The 15,296-nt window shown below is 63.0% G+C and carries 13 protein-coding genes; 1 reads left to right on the top strand and 12 read right to left on the bottom strand.

Annotated features, from left to right (window positions below):
- Positions 1-16 precede the first annotated feature (16 nt).
- From ABEG21_RS06830 to ABEG21_RS06795, 8 genes are all read right to left on the bottom strand, one after another.
- Positions 17-1,567, bottom strand: a complete 1,551-nt coding sequence (locus ABEG21_RS06830; protein ID WP_347556462.1) for an ABC transporter substrate-binding protein — start codon at positions 1,565-1,567, stop codon at positions 17-19.
- A 129-nt stretch (positions 1,568-1,696) separates the two neighbouring features.
- On the bottom strand, positions 1,697-2,842 hold the full coding sequence (locus tag ABEG21_RS06825) for a porin (protein ID WP_347556461.1): 1,146 nt from the start codon (positions 2,840-2,842) through the stop codon (positions 1,697-1,699).
- A gap of 552 nt (positions 2,843-3,394) precedes the next feature.
- A complete protein-coding gene (locus ABEG21_RS06820) occupies positions 3,395-4,120 on the bottom strand; it encodes a GntR family transcriptional regulator (RefSeq protein WP_347556460.1) in 726 nt (241 codons plus the stop codon).
- 104 nt (positions 4,121-4,224) lie between these two features.
- Entirely contained in the window at positions 4,225-6,141 is a 1,917-nt protein-coding gene (locus ABEG21_RS06815; protein WP_347556459.1) for an ABC transporter ATP-binding protein, read from the bottom strand.
- Between the two features lie 3 nt (positions 6,142-6,144).
- Positions 6,145-7,140, bottom strand: coding sequence for an ABC transporter permease (locus ABEG21_RS06810; protein WP_347556458.1), 996 nt, complete (start codon positions 7,138-7,140; stop codon positions 6,145-6,147).
- Between the two features lie 17 nt (positions 7,141-7,157).
- A complete protein-coding gene (locus ABEG21_RS06805) occupies positions 7,158-8,177 on the bottom strand; it encodes an ABC transporter permease (protein WP_347556457.1) in 1,020 nt (339 codons plus the stop codon).
- Positions 8,171-9,676: an FAD-binding oxidoreductase gene (locus tag ABEG21_RS06800; protein ID WP_347556456.1), complete on the bottom strand. Its 1,506-nt coding sequence runs from the start codon at positions 9,674-9,676 to the stop codon at positions 8,171-8,173. Before ABEG21_RS06800 ends, ABEG21_RS06805 begins: the two co-directional genes overlap by 7 nt.
- Positions 9,673-10,563 carry an aldolase/citrate lyase family protein gene (locus ABEG21_RS06795; protein ID WP_347556455.1) on the bottom strand — a complete coding sequence of 297 codons (891 nt, stop codon included), beginning with the start codon at positions 10,561-10,563 and terminating at the stop codon, positions 9,673-9,675. The genes ABEG21_RS06800 and ABEG21_RS06795 overlap by 4 nt, the downstream gene beginning before the upstream one ends.
- Before the next feature lie 369 nt (positions 10,564-10,932).
- Between ABEG21_RS06795 and ABEG21_RS06790 the strand changes: the two genes are divergently transcribed.
- The gene (locus ABEG21_RS06790; RefSeq protein WP_347556454.1) at positions 10,933-11,673 is read left to right on the top strand and encodes an ethyl tert-butyl ether degradation protein EthD; all 741 of its coding nucleotides are present in this window, start codon (positions 10,933-10,935) and stop codon (positions 11,671-11,673) included.
- Between the two features lie 17 nt (positions 11,674-11,690).
- Here ABEG21_RS06790 and ABEG21_RS06785 read toward each other — a convergent pair whose 3' ends face one another.
- Genes ABEG21_RS06785 through ABEG21_RS06770 form a run of 4 tightly spaced genes read right to left on the bottom strand, consistent with a single transcriptional unit; the run spans position 11,691 to position 14,977 of the window.
- Positions 11,691-12,665: a LysR substrate-binding domain-containing protein gene (locus ABEG21_RS06785; protein WP_347556453.1), complete on the bottom strand. Its 975-nt coding sequence runs from the start codon at positions 12,663-12,665 to the stop codon at positions 11,691-11,693.
- Between the two features lie 49 nt (positions 12,666-12,714).
- Positions 12,715-12,891, bottom strand: coding sequence for a hypothetical protein (locus ABEG21_RS06780; protein WP_347556452.1), 177 nt, complete (start codon positions 12,889-12,891; stop codon positions 12,715-12,717).
- Positions 12,888-13,727: an enoyl-CoA hydratase/isomerase family protein gene (locus ABEG21_RS06775; protein WP_347556451.1), complete on the bottom strand. Its 840-nt coding sequence runs from the start codon at positions 13,725-13,727 to the stop codon at positions 12,888-12,890. Before ABEG21_RS06775 ends, ABEG21_RS06780 begins: the two co-directional genes overlap by 4 nt.
- Entirely contained in the window at positions 13,724-14,977 is a 1,254-nt protein-coding gene (locus ABEG21_RS06770) for a CaiB/BaiF CoA-transferase family protein (RefSeq protein WP_347556450.1), read from the bottom strand. The genes ABEG21_RS06775 and ABEG21_RS06770 overlap by 4 nt, the downstream gene beginning before the upstream one ends.
- Positions 14,978-15,296 lie beyond the last annotated feature (319 nt).

The raw sequence follows: 15,296 nt of genomic DNA, 5'->3' as shown, positions 1-15,296 counted from the left end.
GCCTTTTCTTCTGCTGTCACGCCTTGCGCTTGTAATCCACCGGCAGGATATAGCCGCTGTCGAACACGGTCACATCGATGTTCGATCGATAGGCGATCGTGGTGACGGCCTGCAATAACGGCACGACCCACGTCTCCTCGGACGACTGCTTGTTCAGATCCCGATAGCCCTGCATCCGTTTGGCTTCATCGGTTTCGGTCATCAGCGCGTCGACGCGCGGTCCAAGTGCCGGATCCTTCCACGCGGAGAACCGCAGGCGCGGATCAAGTAGACGGCCCGTATAGTTTTCCGGGTCGCCGGTCGAGTTCGCCCAGCTGTAAAGCAGCACGCCGGGCATCTTCGTCGCCTGGATCTGGCCGATCACCTGGGCCATCGTCGTTTGCGTCAGTTCCGCTTCGATGCCGACCTTTTGCCACATGCCGGCGATGGCGCGCGCAACATCGTAGTCGCTCGGGAAGGTACCGTTGGTCGTCAGGAACGGCACTTTCACCGGCTTGTTCGGACCGTACCCGGACTTCGCCAATGCGGCGATGGCTTTCTGCGGATCGTAGGGGAAGGTAAAGCCGGGTACGTCTGCCGGCGAGCCCGGCACCGCGACCACCGACACCGGACGCGCGACGCCGCCGTAGAAGGCCTTCGACAGCGCCTGCGTATCGATGGCGTAGTGCATTGCCTGACGCACATTGATATCGTCGAAGGGCTTCACGTAATTCGGCATCCGCAGCATATAGATTTCGCTGTACGGATAGATCTTCGACGTGATCCCGGGCAATTTGCCCAGACGCAGCGTTTCGCGTAACGGCAGCTGTACGGCCACGCTCGCGCGTCCGGATTCGATCGCCGCCACGCGCGCGGTGGGGTCCGGCGTGATCTGGATCGTGACGTTCTTGATCGGCGGCGCCCCGCCCCAATACTTGTCGAATGCCTCCAGAACGATGCGGGAGCCGCGTTCGTAATCGACGACGCGATACGGGCCCGCCCCGATCGGCTTGGCCTGGAACGCGTCCGGGCCGACCTTCTCCATATAGGCCTTCGGAATGATATAGCCGGCCAGGAAAGCGAAATAGATCGGTGCCGTCGGCGTGGGACGGTTGTAGACCATCACCGCACGCGTCGGCGACAGGATTTCCACATCCTGCAAGGTGTTGAACATCCCGCCAACCGCCAGCTTCTTGTCCTGTGCCGGGCGGTCGCGCAAGCTGTATTTGAGATCGGCGGTGGTTAGCTTCGAGCCGTCATGAAAATAAATATCGTCGCGCAGCTCGACTTCGAGCCGCTGCGCATTCTTGTCCTGCCATTTCCACGTTTTGATCTGGCGCGCCTGCAATTCCAGCTTGGGCGAATAGCGCAGCGGCGAATCGAATACGGTGGTGAAAATGGACTGCGCCTGCGGCACGGTGACCGCGGTCGGATCCCAGCCGGGAACGTCGGAAATATAGGCGATGTTCAGCACATCCCCGGCGGCCTGCTGTTGGGCGCGCGCGAAATCCAAAGGCAACATGCATCCGGTCGCCAAGGTGGCGAGCAGCAGGCGCCGGCGGCGTGCGTCGATATCAAAGCTGTCCATCAATTCTCCCGCTGGTCGAACACGATCAGTGCACTACGTGGTTGAAGAAAACGCGGATGAAACCTGTCCGAATCGCCGATCGCGTCCACGCGAAGCAATCGGCCTCGCATGGACGTCAAGCCCGATCGATCAGAACTTCGTACGCAAACCGACGCGCACGATGACCTGATTGACACTGGTCGATGCCGTCTCGACCGGTGCCAGCGCGGCGACCGTCGCGTCGCCCGCGGCGTGCATCCATGTCGACTGCAGATACACGTCGGTGCGCTTCGAGAAGAAGTAATCGGCAATCGCGCCGGCGATGTGGTACTTCGGCGTCGCGCCCGTTTGCGACACGCTGCCCTGCGTATAGCTATATGCCGCGCCGAGCTGCAGTGCCGGGGTCACGTTGTAGGACGCGACCAGTTCGCCGATATTGAAATTGACCGAACCGCCGATGCGTGCGCCCAGCGTCGGATCCAGCGAGGAGAAGCGGGTATTCGTGTACACCGCGGCGACCTTGGCCTTGCCGAAGACGTATTGCGCCGAGATCCCGGTCGAACGGTAATGCTTGGCGGCGATACCGTAATTGCCATCGACCGGATTCGCCGCAGTCCACACGCCCTCGCTAACGGCAGTCGCCGGATGGTCGATTGCCGTGTATGCCGCCGCGATGCTCAGCGGACCGTTGCCATACTTGATACCGAACGATTCGATGGCGTTGGTACCCATCGCGCCGGCCACATTACCGAAGCTGTACAAACCGCCGAACGTGAAGCCGGCGATGACCGGCGACACGTACCGTACGGCGTTATTCACGCGGAAATCGATACCGGTGTTGTCCAGATCGCCGGCGTGCGGCAACAGAATGCCCCAGTTGCCGTTCGCACCATAGGCGCCGACGTAGTCGCCCATGAATTCGTTCTGACGCCCCAACGTCAAGGTACCGAACGTCTTATTGCTCAAACCGACATAGGCCGCGCGTCCGAACATCCGCGAGCCCTGGCCGAGCGCACCGGTGTCGATGTTGAAGCCGTTTTCCAAACGAAAGATGGCTGCCGTGCCGCCGCCCAGGTCCTCGGACCCCAGCAAGCCCCAACGGCTGCCCTGCGATATGCCACTTTGCATCTGCCATGCGGAATGGCCGCCTTCATTACTCGAATAGGTCAAGCCGTTGTCGATGATCCCGTAAAGCGTGACATTGCTTTGCGCATGCGCGGCGCCAGCGCCCAGCAAGGTGACAGCGGCCAGGGCAAAAGCATGCAGGCGAGGCAGGGTGATCAGGGGCGTCTTCACTGTGGTTCCCGTTATCTTCCGTCGCATCCCGCGACAGTCTTTATTGATGAGAGATGCAGCATCGTTCCGCATGAGCGGCATCGGCGGCACCAGAACATTCATCGCCAGACATCGTCTTTAGAACATTCTGAATTCAGATTATTTGTCGAAAATTCGAACGTCAAGCGTTACATCATATTGTTGATGCTTTCGCGGGTAATCGATAGGGAAACGCTCAGGGCTGCTCAGAAAAGGCGTCGCGCACGACCGACAGTAGATACAAAAATACTGGAAATAGTACTGTATTTAAAGAGCAAAACGATATCAGGGAATCGCACTAGGCGTGCCGTGAAGGCGGCGCGAACCCGAAGGGAACGGCGAGAGATTACCGCCTGACGGGGGTGCCGAAAACAACAGCTTCAAGGGAAACTAAAGAAATTCAGTATTCTCTAATTTTTGTTTATCGTTTCTGAAATCGCACTGCTGGCGCGCTGCGGCGAGGTCGCATCGGCGAGGACATGCGATCGCGCGACGAAGCGAGGGACGCATCGCCGAATGCAGCACGCGCCTCGTTCAGCGGGACAGCGGCGCCAGCGCCTTGCGCGTGCCGCTGTCCTCCTCGATAACGAGGAAATACTGCCGCTCGGCATCGTCGATGAACGTGCGCACGGCCAATTGCAATTTGACGGCGTCCAACTCGTTGAACGCTTTCAGCATCGCTTGCAAGCCATCGGCGATCATCTCCATCGTGCCCGGCTTGTGCATGGTAACCCGCCGCACTTCGCGCGAGTGATCCGACCAACGCAAAATGGTGCTTTTCAAACGGGTATTCGCCACCCCTTCGAGCCAGATGCCGCGGAATTCCACATTCGCCTCGGTCATCAACGCCATGTCGTTTCGCTCGTAGGCCCGTCGCGCATCCCGATACGCAGTGGCCAGCGCGGCGCGCTGCGTATCGTTCAGCACCGAGATGGTCGAGGCGGCGGCGCTCGGCTCCAGCAGGCGACGCACCTCGAAGATCTCGCGCACATCGTCGGCACTGAGCACCGGCGTCATGAAGCCCCGCGTCGAGCCCACCAGATAGCCTTCGTTGACCAGCCGTAACAAGGCCTGCCGGACCGGCATGCGGGTGCAATCGAATTCCTTCGCGATCTCGTAGTCGAGCACCCGGTCGTCCGGGCCGATCTGCCCGCGTTGCAAACGCCGCAGGATCTCCTGGTACACCGACTCCATTAACGTCGTCTGCCGCAGCGCCGAGCGCTTCGGTTGCTTGACGTTCGCCGTGGCGGCGCCTGCCATGTTGCTCTCCTCACTGAACCTAACCGACAATTATAGCCGTGTCTGCGGGCGTACTCACCGGTGCCTGCCGCAATGTCATCGGACACGGGTTTTACATCATGCCTTCACGCCGCCTCGGGCACGACTCCATTTTGCGTGCCGACGCCGAGACCATCCCCCTCTTCCTCGGGCGGCCAGTGCGCGTCGGGGCTGTCGCTCGGCACCGCCGCGATCAGCGCTTTTGTATACGGATGCTGGGGTGCCGCGAAGACGGTCTCGGTCAGCCCCTGCTCCACCACTTCGCCGCGGCGCATCACCAGCACGCGACTGCAGAGATAGCGTACGACCGCCAGATCGTGCGAGATCAACAGCAGCGCGATACCGCGTTCGCGGCCCAGCGCCAGCAAGAGATTCAGAATCTGCGCCTGTACTGATACATCGAGCCCGGAGACGATCTCATCGGCGACGATCAACTGCGGCGTCGCGCAGAGCGCCCGGCCGATATTGACGCGCTGCTTCTGCCCCCCGGACAACTGCGACGGGAAGCGATACAAGGTGTCGCCCGGCAGCCCGACGTCCTGATGCACCTGCATCGCCCGCGCCGTACGGTCGGCGGCCTCCTGCTTCGGCAAGCCTGCTGCCTCCAGTGCCTGGGTCAGCAACTGGTCGACACGCCGGCGCGGATTCAGCGCCGACTGCGGGTCCTGGAAAATGATCTGCACCTGCTCGCGCGCTTTCCGCACGGTCGTCGCGCTGCCATGCGTCATGTCCTGCCCGCCGATCATCACGCGCCCGTCGGTCGGTTGTTCGATACCCATCAGCAGGCGTGCGACCGACGTCTTGCCACTGCCGCTCTCGCCGACGATGCCGACGAACTCGCCGGGATAGATCTTCAGCGACAGCGGTTTGACCGCGTCGAATTGCGTGAACTTACGCCCGAGCAGCCCCACGCGCGTCCGGTAAGTCAGCGTCGCCTCGCGCAGCTCCGCCACCGGCATCGCCTCGGTCTGCGCCGCGGGCACCGCCAACGGTTGCGCCGTCGATGCACCGTCGCTCGCGAACTCGCAGGCCTCGCTGCAGGAGACGCGATGGCCGTTCGGCGCGACGCGCATCACGCGCGTGCCGCTACAGGTCGCGTCGCCCACCGCGCAACGCGAGGCGAAGCGGCAGCCGGTGATGCCCGCGAGCGCCGACAAGCCCGGCATCTGCTTGGGCAGCACCGGCAGACGCCGACGCGGCCCCACCAGATCCGGCGTCGCATACTTCAAGGCGCGGGTATAGGGGTGACGCGGATTGTCTAGCACGTCGCGCGCCGGGCCCACCTCGACCAGATCGCCGGCATACATCACGGCGACCTCGTCGCAGACGTGCGCGGCCAGACGCAGATCATGCGTAATCAGCAGCACGGCCGTGCCGTGTTCCCGTTGCTGTGCCGCCAGCAGACGCATCACGCGCGTCTGCGTGATGACATCGAGCGCGGTTGTGGGCTCGTCGGCGATCAGCAGCGCCGGGTTGCTTGAAAAAGCCATCGCGATCAGCACGCGCTGGCATTGGCCGCCGGAGAGCTGATGCGGATAGCGTTTCAACATCTGATCGGGCACCGGCAACTGCACCGCCGCCAACGCATCGTGTGCGGTCTGGCGACGCTCCGCCGACGGTACGCCGACGCGCGCCAGATGCTCGACGAAGGTGTCGCCGATCGTCAACAACGGATCGAGCGCCGTCAGCGGTTCCTGCGGCACGAAGGCGATCTCGCGCCCCAACAAGGCGCGGCGCTGGCTCGGCGTCATCTTCAACAGATCGCGACCGGCAAAGTGCATCGTGCCCTCGGTGACGTCAAAACGCGGCGGCAAGAGGCCGGAAATCAGCCGCGCGAGCATGCTCTTCCCCGCCCCGGATTCGCCGACGATACCGAGGACCCGCCCCGGCGCGATTTGCAAGCTGAGCTTGCGCAGCGCCGCCACCGGTTCCGCGCCGAGTCGCGCGGTCAGACTGACTTCGTTAAGGTCGAGGACTGGTGCCTGCTTCGTATCGGTCATCATCGGTTAATCTCCCCGTCCACGCATCTGCGGATCCAATGCGACACGCAGTCCATCGCCCAGCAGATTGCATCCGAGTACGGTGATCACGATCGCCAGCACCGGAAAGATCAGGCCGGTCAGCTGTTCATGCATCGAGATACGCGCATCGGCGATCATCACGCCCCATGCGGTGACATTCGCCGGCACGCTCAAGCCGATGAAGCTGAGCAGCGCTTCCACGGTGATGGCGACGCCCATTTCCAAGGACACCAGGGTGATGATCAAAGGCAAGGCCGCCGGCAGGATTTCGCGCAGCATGATGCGCAGATGCGTGAAGTTCAGCAACTGCGCGGCCAACACATAATCGCGCTGCCGAACGACCATGACCTCGGCACGCACGACGCGACAGAAGCGCGTCCAGTCCACCAGGACGATCGACAGGATCACGTTCTGAATCCCGACGCCCAGGCTCACCATCAATACCAAGGACAGCACGACCGGCGGAAAAGACATCCAGAGATCGACGAGATAGCTGATCACCCGATCGACCTTGCCGCCGAAATAACCGGCGAGGATCGCCAACGTGCTGCCGACGAGCGCCGAGCCCAAGGCCGCGATGATGGCCACCGTCAATGCCACGCGTGCACCGTAGAGCAGACGCGAGAGGATGTCGCGTCCGAGGCTGTCGGTACCGAGCGGGAATGCCGCATCGCCGCCGGCCATCCACGCCGGCGGCGTGAGCATATGCAATAAGTCCTGATCCAGCGGATCGTGCGGCGCGAGCATCGGTGCGAAGATCGCGCAGAACACGACGATCAGCACGATCACGCCGCCGATCCATAAATTGAATCCGCGAAAACGCTGCAGCCAGCCGCGCCTACGCTGCGCGACCGGCGCGGCATGCCCTTCAGTGCCGCCTGACGGGGTCGTACCGGAAGACGACGCGGTCGATTGCATCGACGACGTCGCGGGAGAGCCTTCATGCATAGTCGTATCGGAAAGCAAAGGGGAACTGTTCATCGACGCCTCGAACGCGCTCAGGTGCGCTTGCGCAAACGGGGATTCATCATCAGGTACAGCGCATCGACGATGGCATTGATCACGAGCATCAGTACGCAGAAAACCATCGCGATGCCTTGAATCAACGGCAAATCGTTCGCGCGTACCGCCTGGATCATCAGATTGCCGATGCCGGGAAAGCCGAAGATCATTTCCACCAGCAAGGCGCCGCCGAAGAGGAAGCCGAACTGCACGCCGATCATCGTCAACGCCGGCAATGCCGCATTCTTCAACATATGGCCCCACAGGATGCGCGTCTCCGACACGCCGCGCAGCCGCAGCACGCCGACATACGATTCATTGCGCTGGTCGAGCAAGCTCGATCGCAGTACGCGAATCACCAGCGGCGCGAAACCGAACGCCAGCGATAACGATGGCAACACCAGATGCTGGACGGCGCTCCACCACGCGCCGGGCTTGCCTTGCAGAATGAAATCGATCAGCAGAAAGCCGGTCAGATGCGGCATCGGCAAACCGTCACCCAGGCGCCCGGAGAACGGCAGAATCGGCAGATAGACGCCCAGCACCGCGATCAACAACAGCGCCCAGAGAAAGGACGGCACCGACTGCATCACGACCACGCCGACACCGACCGGTGCCTCGCCGCGACCGCCGGTCACCGAATAGGCCAATACGCCGCCCGGGATACTGATGATCAGCGAGACAAGCAAGGCGGTCAGACACAATTCGAGCGTGGCCGGCAGCGTCGACGTGATCAGCGTCACGACCGGCTGCTGAAAGGAGATCGACGCGCCCATATCGCCGTGTATCGCATGCCAGAGCCAAATCCCGAACTGGTTCGGAATCGGCTGATCCAGGCCCAGTTGATGGCGCAGCGCCGCCGCGTCGGCCTGCGTCGCATTCGGCGGTAGCATCATGCCGAGCGGATCGGCGGGAATCAGGCGCAACACGACGAACACGATCAGGGCGAGCGCGATCAGCGTCGGGATGGCCGACATCAGGCGGCGCGATAGCACCGACGTCATCAGCGTCAACATGAAACGGCTCCTCGTGTCGCCGCGGACGGGGCATCCGGCGGCAGGTCGAACACCTTGCCCGGGTTCAGAATATTGTGTGGGTCGAGTGCCCGCTTGATGGCCCGCATCGCGGCCATCGCGCCGGCATCCCGGGTGTGCGTCAAGTAAGCGCGCTTCTTGCCGCCGATGCCATGCTCGGCGGACACGGCACCGCGCCAGCGGCGCGTGACATCGTAGACGGCGGCATCGACCGCCTCTTCCAAGCCTGGCGGCGGTGCCGGATGATGCGCGATCAGGTGCAGATTGCCATCGCCGAGATGGCCGTAGAACAAGGTGGTGATACCGGGCCAACGCGCTTCCAGAACAGCCGCGCATTCGGTCGCGACCGACTCCAGGTCCGCGATCGCGAAGCTGATGTCGAAGCCGATCAGCCCGGGCATCAGCACGGGGAATTCGGCGGTGGCATCGCGCACTTGCCACAGCGCGGCGGCATCCGAGGTGGACGCTGCCAGCACCGCATCGTCGATCACGCCGTCTTCCATCAGCGAGGCCAGCAAGGCCTCGACATCCTCGGCATGGCGGGCCGGATCGCTGCCCTCGCTTTCGAGCAACACATGGAAAGCGTGCGGTCCGGCGAGTGGCGCCTTGATACCGGCGACGTGGCGCGTGACGAAGTCGTAATAGCTCGGCCACATCACTTCGAACGCGGAAACGCCGCCACCCAGCCGTTCCCGTGCCTGCGTGAGCAAGGTCGTCACGCCCGCGAAGGACGAGAGGCCGCACCAGGCGGTGGAAACGGCACGCGGACGCGGGGCGAGCCGCAGCACGGCGCGCGTGATGACGGCCAGCGTGCCCTCGCTACCGACGAGCAATTGCTTCAGGTCATAGCCGCTGTTGTTCTTGATCATCTTGTGCAGGTCCGAGACGATCGTGCCGTCCGCCAGCACCGCCTCGATGCCCAGCACGCTCTCCCGCGCCATGCCGTACTTGATCACGCGATTGCCACCGGCATTCGTCGCCAGATTGCCGCCGATGGTGCAGCTTCCGCGCGCGCCCAGATCGAGCGGCATCATCAGATTCGCTGCTTCGGCGGCTTCCTGGACGCGCTGCAGAATCGCGCCGGCCTGCACGCGGATCGTGCCGGACACTGCATCGATCTCTTCGATCGCCTGCATCCGTTCGAGGCTCAATGCGACTTCGCCGCCCAGCAGGTTCGCGCCACCCGCCAAACCGCTCAGGCCGCCTTGCGTGACGACCGTTTGTCCATGTGCATGACAGAACGCCAGCATGCGCGATACCGTGTCGACGTCGCGCGGCCGCAGCAAGGCAAGCGGTTCGACGCCGCGTGTATCGCTCCAATCGCGAAAACGACGGGTGCCGAGCGCCGCTCCGGCACTGACGTTATCCGCGCCGAACGTATCGATCAGGATCGCGGCGAATGCGGGCGTCCCGGCGATGTCGCCCGACGCCCGTGCGGCAACCTCGCCGTCGGCCGAGGCCCGAAATCCGATATCACTCATTCGCCGTCTCCGCTGACGTCTGCGGCCTTGCGCGCCTCGTCCATCGACGTACAGGCGTGCACGATGCTCTTGCGCGCGGCGTCGATGTCGCTGCAGGCCACCACCCAATCGAAACCGTTGCGCCATTGTGCGACCGCGTCGTCGAGGCGTGTCGTGAAGATGCCGCAAGGCTTGCCGTTGGCATGCGCGGCGCGCAGCACGCGCAGGCAATCGGCGTCGACACGCGCTTTCAATTCGGGACGATCGCCCTGCTCCAGATCGCGATAGTCGCCATGCGACATCGCCAGATCGCCGGTACCGATAAAGAGATAGGCCAGACCGGGCACGGCGGCGATCGCCTCAACGTTTTCGACACCGCGTCGGGTCTCGATCATCGCGCCGACGGACGACCAGGCGCCGTCCTCGCGCATGACCCGCGTGCCGCCCAACAAGGGCCGTACACCGCCGGCCGAGCGCGTGCCCACCGGGGGATAACGCGATGCGCTGACGGCCGCTTCGGCCTGCTCGGCCGTCTCGACCATCGGCACCATCGCCGAGCAGGCGCCCGCATCCAATGCTTCGGCGATCGCCCCTGGCGTATGATCGGCGACACGCACGACCACCGGAACGTGATGACGTGCGATGCCGACCGCCGCTTCCAATGCCACGCGTTCCCACAGACCGTGCTGGCGGTCGAGGACGATGCAATCGGGATTGGCCGTCAAGCCGATCTCGACCATCGCCGCGCTGCCGAGCATGAACCACGCGCACGAGATCGGCGGCATCACCGGCGCGTCGATGTCGCCCACGCTACCCTGAGTATCGACTTCCCGCTCCGCCACGCCGACAGGCGTACGACCGAATAACTGCTGCAGCGACACCGGCGGTCGCACCACATGACTGTGCATCGACGACTTCCTGTATTGACCTGACTGCACACGAGGTAGCCGGAGCGCATGAAGCGATCGCGTCCCCCCGCGTTGCCTACTGAAACGCGATATTCTGAATTCAGAATATGCAAGACAATTTCTAGCGTCAAGCATTTCCCGAAAAACAAACCCGCAGTCCGCGCAACGCTGGAAGACCGTGTGGCATTCCGTCAAATACACGGTAATTACCCTTATTTCGCCGTGCGGATGGGGATCGGAACAGGCGCAGGAAAAACCGAAACCGTCCGCGACGCTACGTCGAAGCACAACGCCCTTATTGGACGATAGATAACATTCTGAATTCCGTTTACGATCAGCGTCTCAACTACATCGTTCACGGAGAATGCGATGGAATGCTGTTTGTTCTTGGAAGCGCGGCCCACCGCTAGCGCCGGTGGCGGCTCGGTGACGATCGACGCAACTGCGTTACATCGGATGATCGCAGCGCTACCCGGTGGCGTGCCCGGCTTGCTGAAGGCAGTCGTCCATACGCCGGTAGATGGCGGTGCGAACGATCCCTATCTGGACAAGGAAACGCCTCCGGTGTGTACGCTGCAGTGCTATTTCGATAGCATCGATCAATTGGAGTCCGCATGCCGCGCCGACGGTCCGATCGCGACGATCCTCGCGCATGTCGATACGCTCGGCGCGCAAAAGTTTGCGTGGGTGCAACAGACGATGGCGGTCCGGTGCTATGGCGTGCCTGAACCGACGCCTGCGAGCAACGCGGACGGCGCACCGGCGCAATGCACCTATATGGTCAGCTATGAAGGGCCGGCGGACGATCTGAATGCCTGGCTGCGTCATTACATCGATAGTCATCCGCCGATCATGGCGCGCTTTCCCGGGATCCGCGAAATCGAAATCTACTCGCGGATGGATTGCAGCAATACCCTCGCGGTGCCCTTCGTCGACGTCATGCAACGCAATAAGGTCGTGTTCGATTCCCCGGCGGGGCTCGATGCCGCCCTGACCTCGCCGGTACGGCACGAGATGCGCGCGGACTTCAAGGCCTTCCCGCCCTATCGCGGCGCGAATTATCACTTCCCGATGCACAGTGTCGGCCGTCTCTACAGCGCCGCACACTAAACGAACGAACGGGCGTATCAGCCGGCAACGCCGGCGATCTCCTTCATCAGTTGCACCGTCCGTTCGAGCAATACCGTCGACGCGCGTTTCGCCGAGACGGCGAGAAACAAGGTGCTGCTCAAGTCCGGATCGACGATGCGGCAGGCGATCAGTTCCTCGGCATCGACGGGCGCCGCCGCGTGGCCGTCCGCCGTCTGTCCTTCGGCGAGCGCATGGGTGGACGGACGCATGATGTGCGCCGTCGAGATCGTCGAGGCGATGCCCTCCTGCACCAGGTGCACGATCGTATCCACGCCTTCGACTTCGTACGGAATATTCAGTGCGACGCCACGACTAGCCGCGGCGTTTTCGATCATCGTGCGTAACGGATGCGGATGCGCCGGCAGGATCAGCGGAATATCGGCCAACGCGGACAGCGGGATATTCGGCGTGTCCCGTTCCGATGGCGATCCCTGCGGACGGAGATCGTCCACGGTTTCACGGCGGGTGATGAGGCAGATCGGCTCGCGTGACAACATCGTCGTCTCGAGCGTGCCGTCGAGCACCGGGTTGAACAGGAAAGCCACGTCGACGCGATTTTCCAGCAATGCCGTTTGCAGCGATCCGGACATCTCCTCGATCAGCCGCAACTTGGCATTCGGGAAGCGCGCCGTAAATGCGCGAATCACCTGCACACTCAAGCGCAAGATCATCGATGGCGGCAAGCCGACGACGATGCGCCCGGTCACATATCGGTCATCGTCGACGAGCGCCTCGGATGCCGCGTCGAGCCGTTGCAGGATATCGACAGCCGCGTCATACCAGCGTTGTCCTGCATCGGTCAGCGTGACGCCCCGGCCATGGCGCAGAAACAGATGGCGTTTCAGCTCCCCTTCGAGCGCGCCGATCCGTTGACTCAGATAGGACTGACTCAATCCCAATTGCGTCGCCGCCTTGCTGACGCTGCCCAGTCGGGCCACCTCGACAAATTGGCGCAGTTGTTGCAATTCCATTTCCGCCGCCCAGTCCATTCACCGTCGCAACCACCCCTAGCCTGGCATCCTAGCCGAACCAAAATGATCCGACCGCCTTCCGGTCCGGATGACGGATGCCGGACGCCTTATGCCACGCAGCAACGTAGCGCGTCATCGCGCATCCGACGCCTGCCTGCGGCGCCGGCCAGTCCGTCAGATGCAGCACATCCGGATCGCCGTAGTGGTCGTAGACGATGGCCTTCATTCGCGTTTCTCCTTTTTTCGGGTCGCGGCAAATTGCGCGAGTCTTGGCAGATAGGCGCGTTGCGCCGCAAAGGCCTGATGTAATTGCGCTGCCCGATCCGGCGTGCTGTCCGCGCCCGTAGGCGTTGTGTCCGTCCCTGCCGCCAACGCGTTCAAGATGTCCTTGTAGGCGAGCGTCGCCGCGCGCGGACTGGCTTCGACGAACGTCCGCATCGCCGCAAGATGGTCTGCTATGGCCGCCGCGTCGCCACTGCGCTGCGCCAGTCCGTGCCGCAGCGCCGATTGCGCATCCCAACGCCGACCGAACAGTAGGAAGTCCTTTGTCGCCGCCGTGCCGCAGCGCGACGCGAGTGCGCGCAACGCCGTCATCGGATAGGCCATGCCGGCCTGCACGGCAGGGATCGCGAACACCGCATCGTCGCGGGCGATAATCGCGTCCGCACATAAGGCGAGTTGCACGCCGCCGCCGATACAGGCGCCCTCGACCAGCGCGACCAACGGCATCGGGATGGCCGATAAGGCGGATACGGCATCGGTCAGGGCGCGGTCCAGATAGCCGACCGTGACGTCGAGCGGTGGCACGCATAACGCATCGAGATCGGCGCCGGCGCAGAAGGCCTTGCCGCGCGCACCGCACAGCACGACCAACGCGATGTCGTCGTCGTGCCGAAGGGTATTTGCCGCATCGGCGAGCGCCAGCAACATCGGTCCATCGACGCTGTTACGCTTATGCGGCGCATCGATGACGATCCTTGCCATTCGGCCATCGCGTTCGACGACGATGCGGCCGGCGCGCGGTCCGGCACTTTCCGGCGTGGCGGGGGCGATATCGCTCATTGCACCACCCCGTCGGCGAACAAGGCCCCGATGTCCGCCGTGTCGAGCCCGCTCTCGGCGAGCAGCGCGCGCGTATGTTCGCCGAAGTGCGGCGCGCTCGGATAAGCGCTACCGGCTGCTTCGTTCGACCGCGCGGACGGTAGCGCTGACCCCACCGGCGCCGTATCGGCGCCGACAGCGGGGCTTGCGCCACCGCTTGCCATCGGCGGCAGGCGTACCCGCTTCCCCGCCACTTCGGTCCAGCACAGCCGTGAAGCCGCTGCCGGATGCGCCATCGCCTGCTCGACCGTATTGATGCGGCTATGGGGCAGGCTCAGACGCTCCAGATGACCGATCAACGCGTCCAAGGTAAATTGCTCGACGATGGCATCGATGCGCGCATACAAAGCCAGGCGGTTTTCCGTTCGCGCATCGAGCGTCGCGAACATCGGACCCTGCAAGGTCTCGAATCCGGGAATCGACAACAGCTTTTCCCATTGCGCGTTGCTGCCGATCGCCAGATACAGATGCCCGTCGCGCGTGCGATAGACATTGGTCGGGACGAATTGACGATGCGCATTGCCGGACCGCGTCAGAACATTTGCCGCGCCGCCGAGATCGACGAGCGGGAGCACCGTCGGCAACAGCGACATCGCCGCCTGAACCATCGAGATGTCGATGCGCTTGCCCGCCCCGCTCTCGGTGCGTTCGAGCAGGCCCAACAGCACCGCCGCATACAATTCGTCGCCCGCCTTCAGGTCCGTCAACGGCACGCCGATCAACGTCGGCTCGCGCGTCGGATCCCCATTCAGCGACATCAGCCCCGATGTCGCCTGAATAATCGGGTCATAGCCGGCCACCGACGGAAACGCGGTCCCCATCGCGGAGATACTGGCCCAGATCAGCGACGGCTTCACCGCGGACAATGTCGCGTAATCGACGCCCAACGCGGCATGATGCTTCGGCAGCACATTGCAACAAAACACATCGACGTCCAACGCGGTAATCAAGCGCTGCAGCGCCTGCTGACCGGCCGCGTCCTTCAAGTTCAATGCAATGGCTTCCTTGCCGACATTCGGCGCGATGAAGCCCGCGCGACGATCCGCGCCGGCGCCGATATCATGACCGATGTAGCGATTCGGGTCGCCGGCACGACCAGGCACGCCGGTGGCCTCGACACGGATCACGCGCCATCCCAATTGCACGAAACGCTGCGTTGCATAAGGCAGCGACGTGGCCTGCTCGAGCGAAAGAATCGTCCCTTTTTTCATTGCCACCAACACGCTTAGAAAGATTGATGAATACCGGCGAGAATCGCGACCTGCTCGCGCCCCGACGACCGGTCGGGCATCGGCTTGACTTCGACGGAACCGAGCATATGTCGCGGAAATCGCGCTGCGGCGGAGAAGCTAGTGCTCTGACCGAATATCAGATATCGGCGGTTTGAAAGCTGAACGGAAGCCTGGCAGCCGAACAGACGGTGTGGTGCGTTGCGCCATGAACGCATTTCATCGACGGTATTTTTGTTCGCCATTTGACCCTGTATTGTGGGCGCTCTATCGTCGAACGACGCCCAATACGATTTCGAAG

This window comes from Robbsia sp. KACC 23696 (assembly GCF_039852015.1).
In the GTDB taxonomy this organism is placed as follows: domain Bacteria; phylum Pseudomonadota; class Gammaproteobacteria; order Burkholderiales; family Burkholderiaceae; genus Robbsia.
This window is presented reverse-complemented; position numbering and strand designations above follow the sequence as displayed.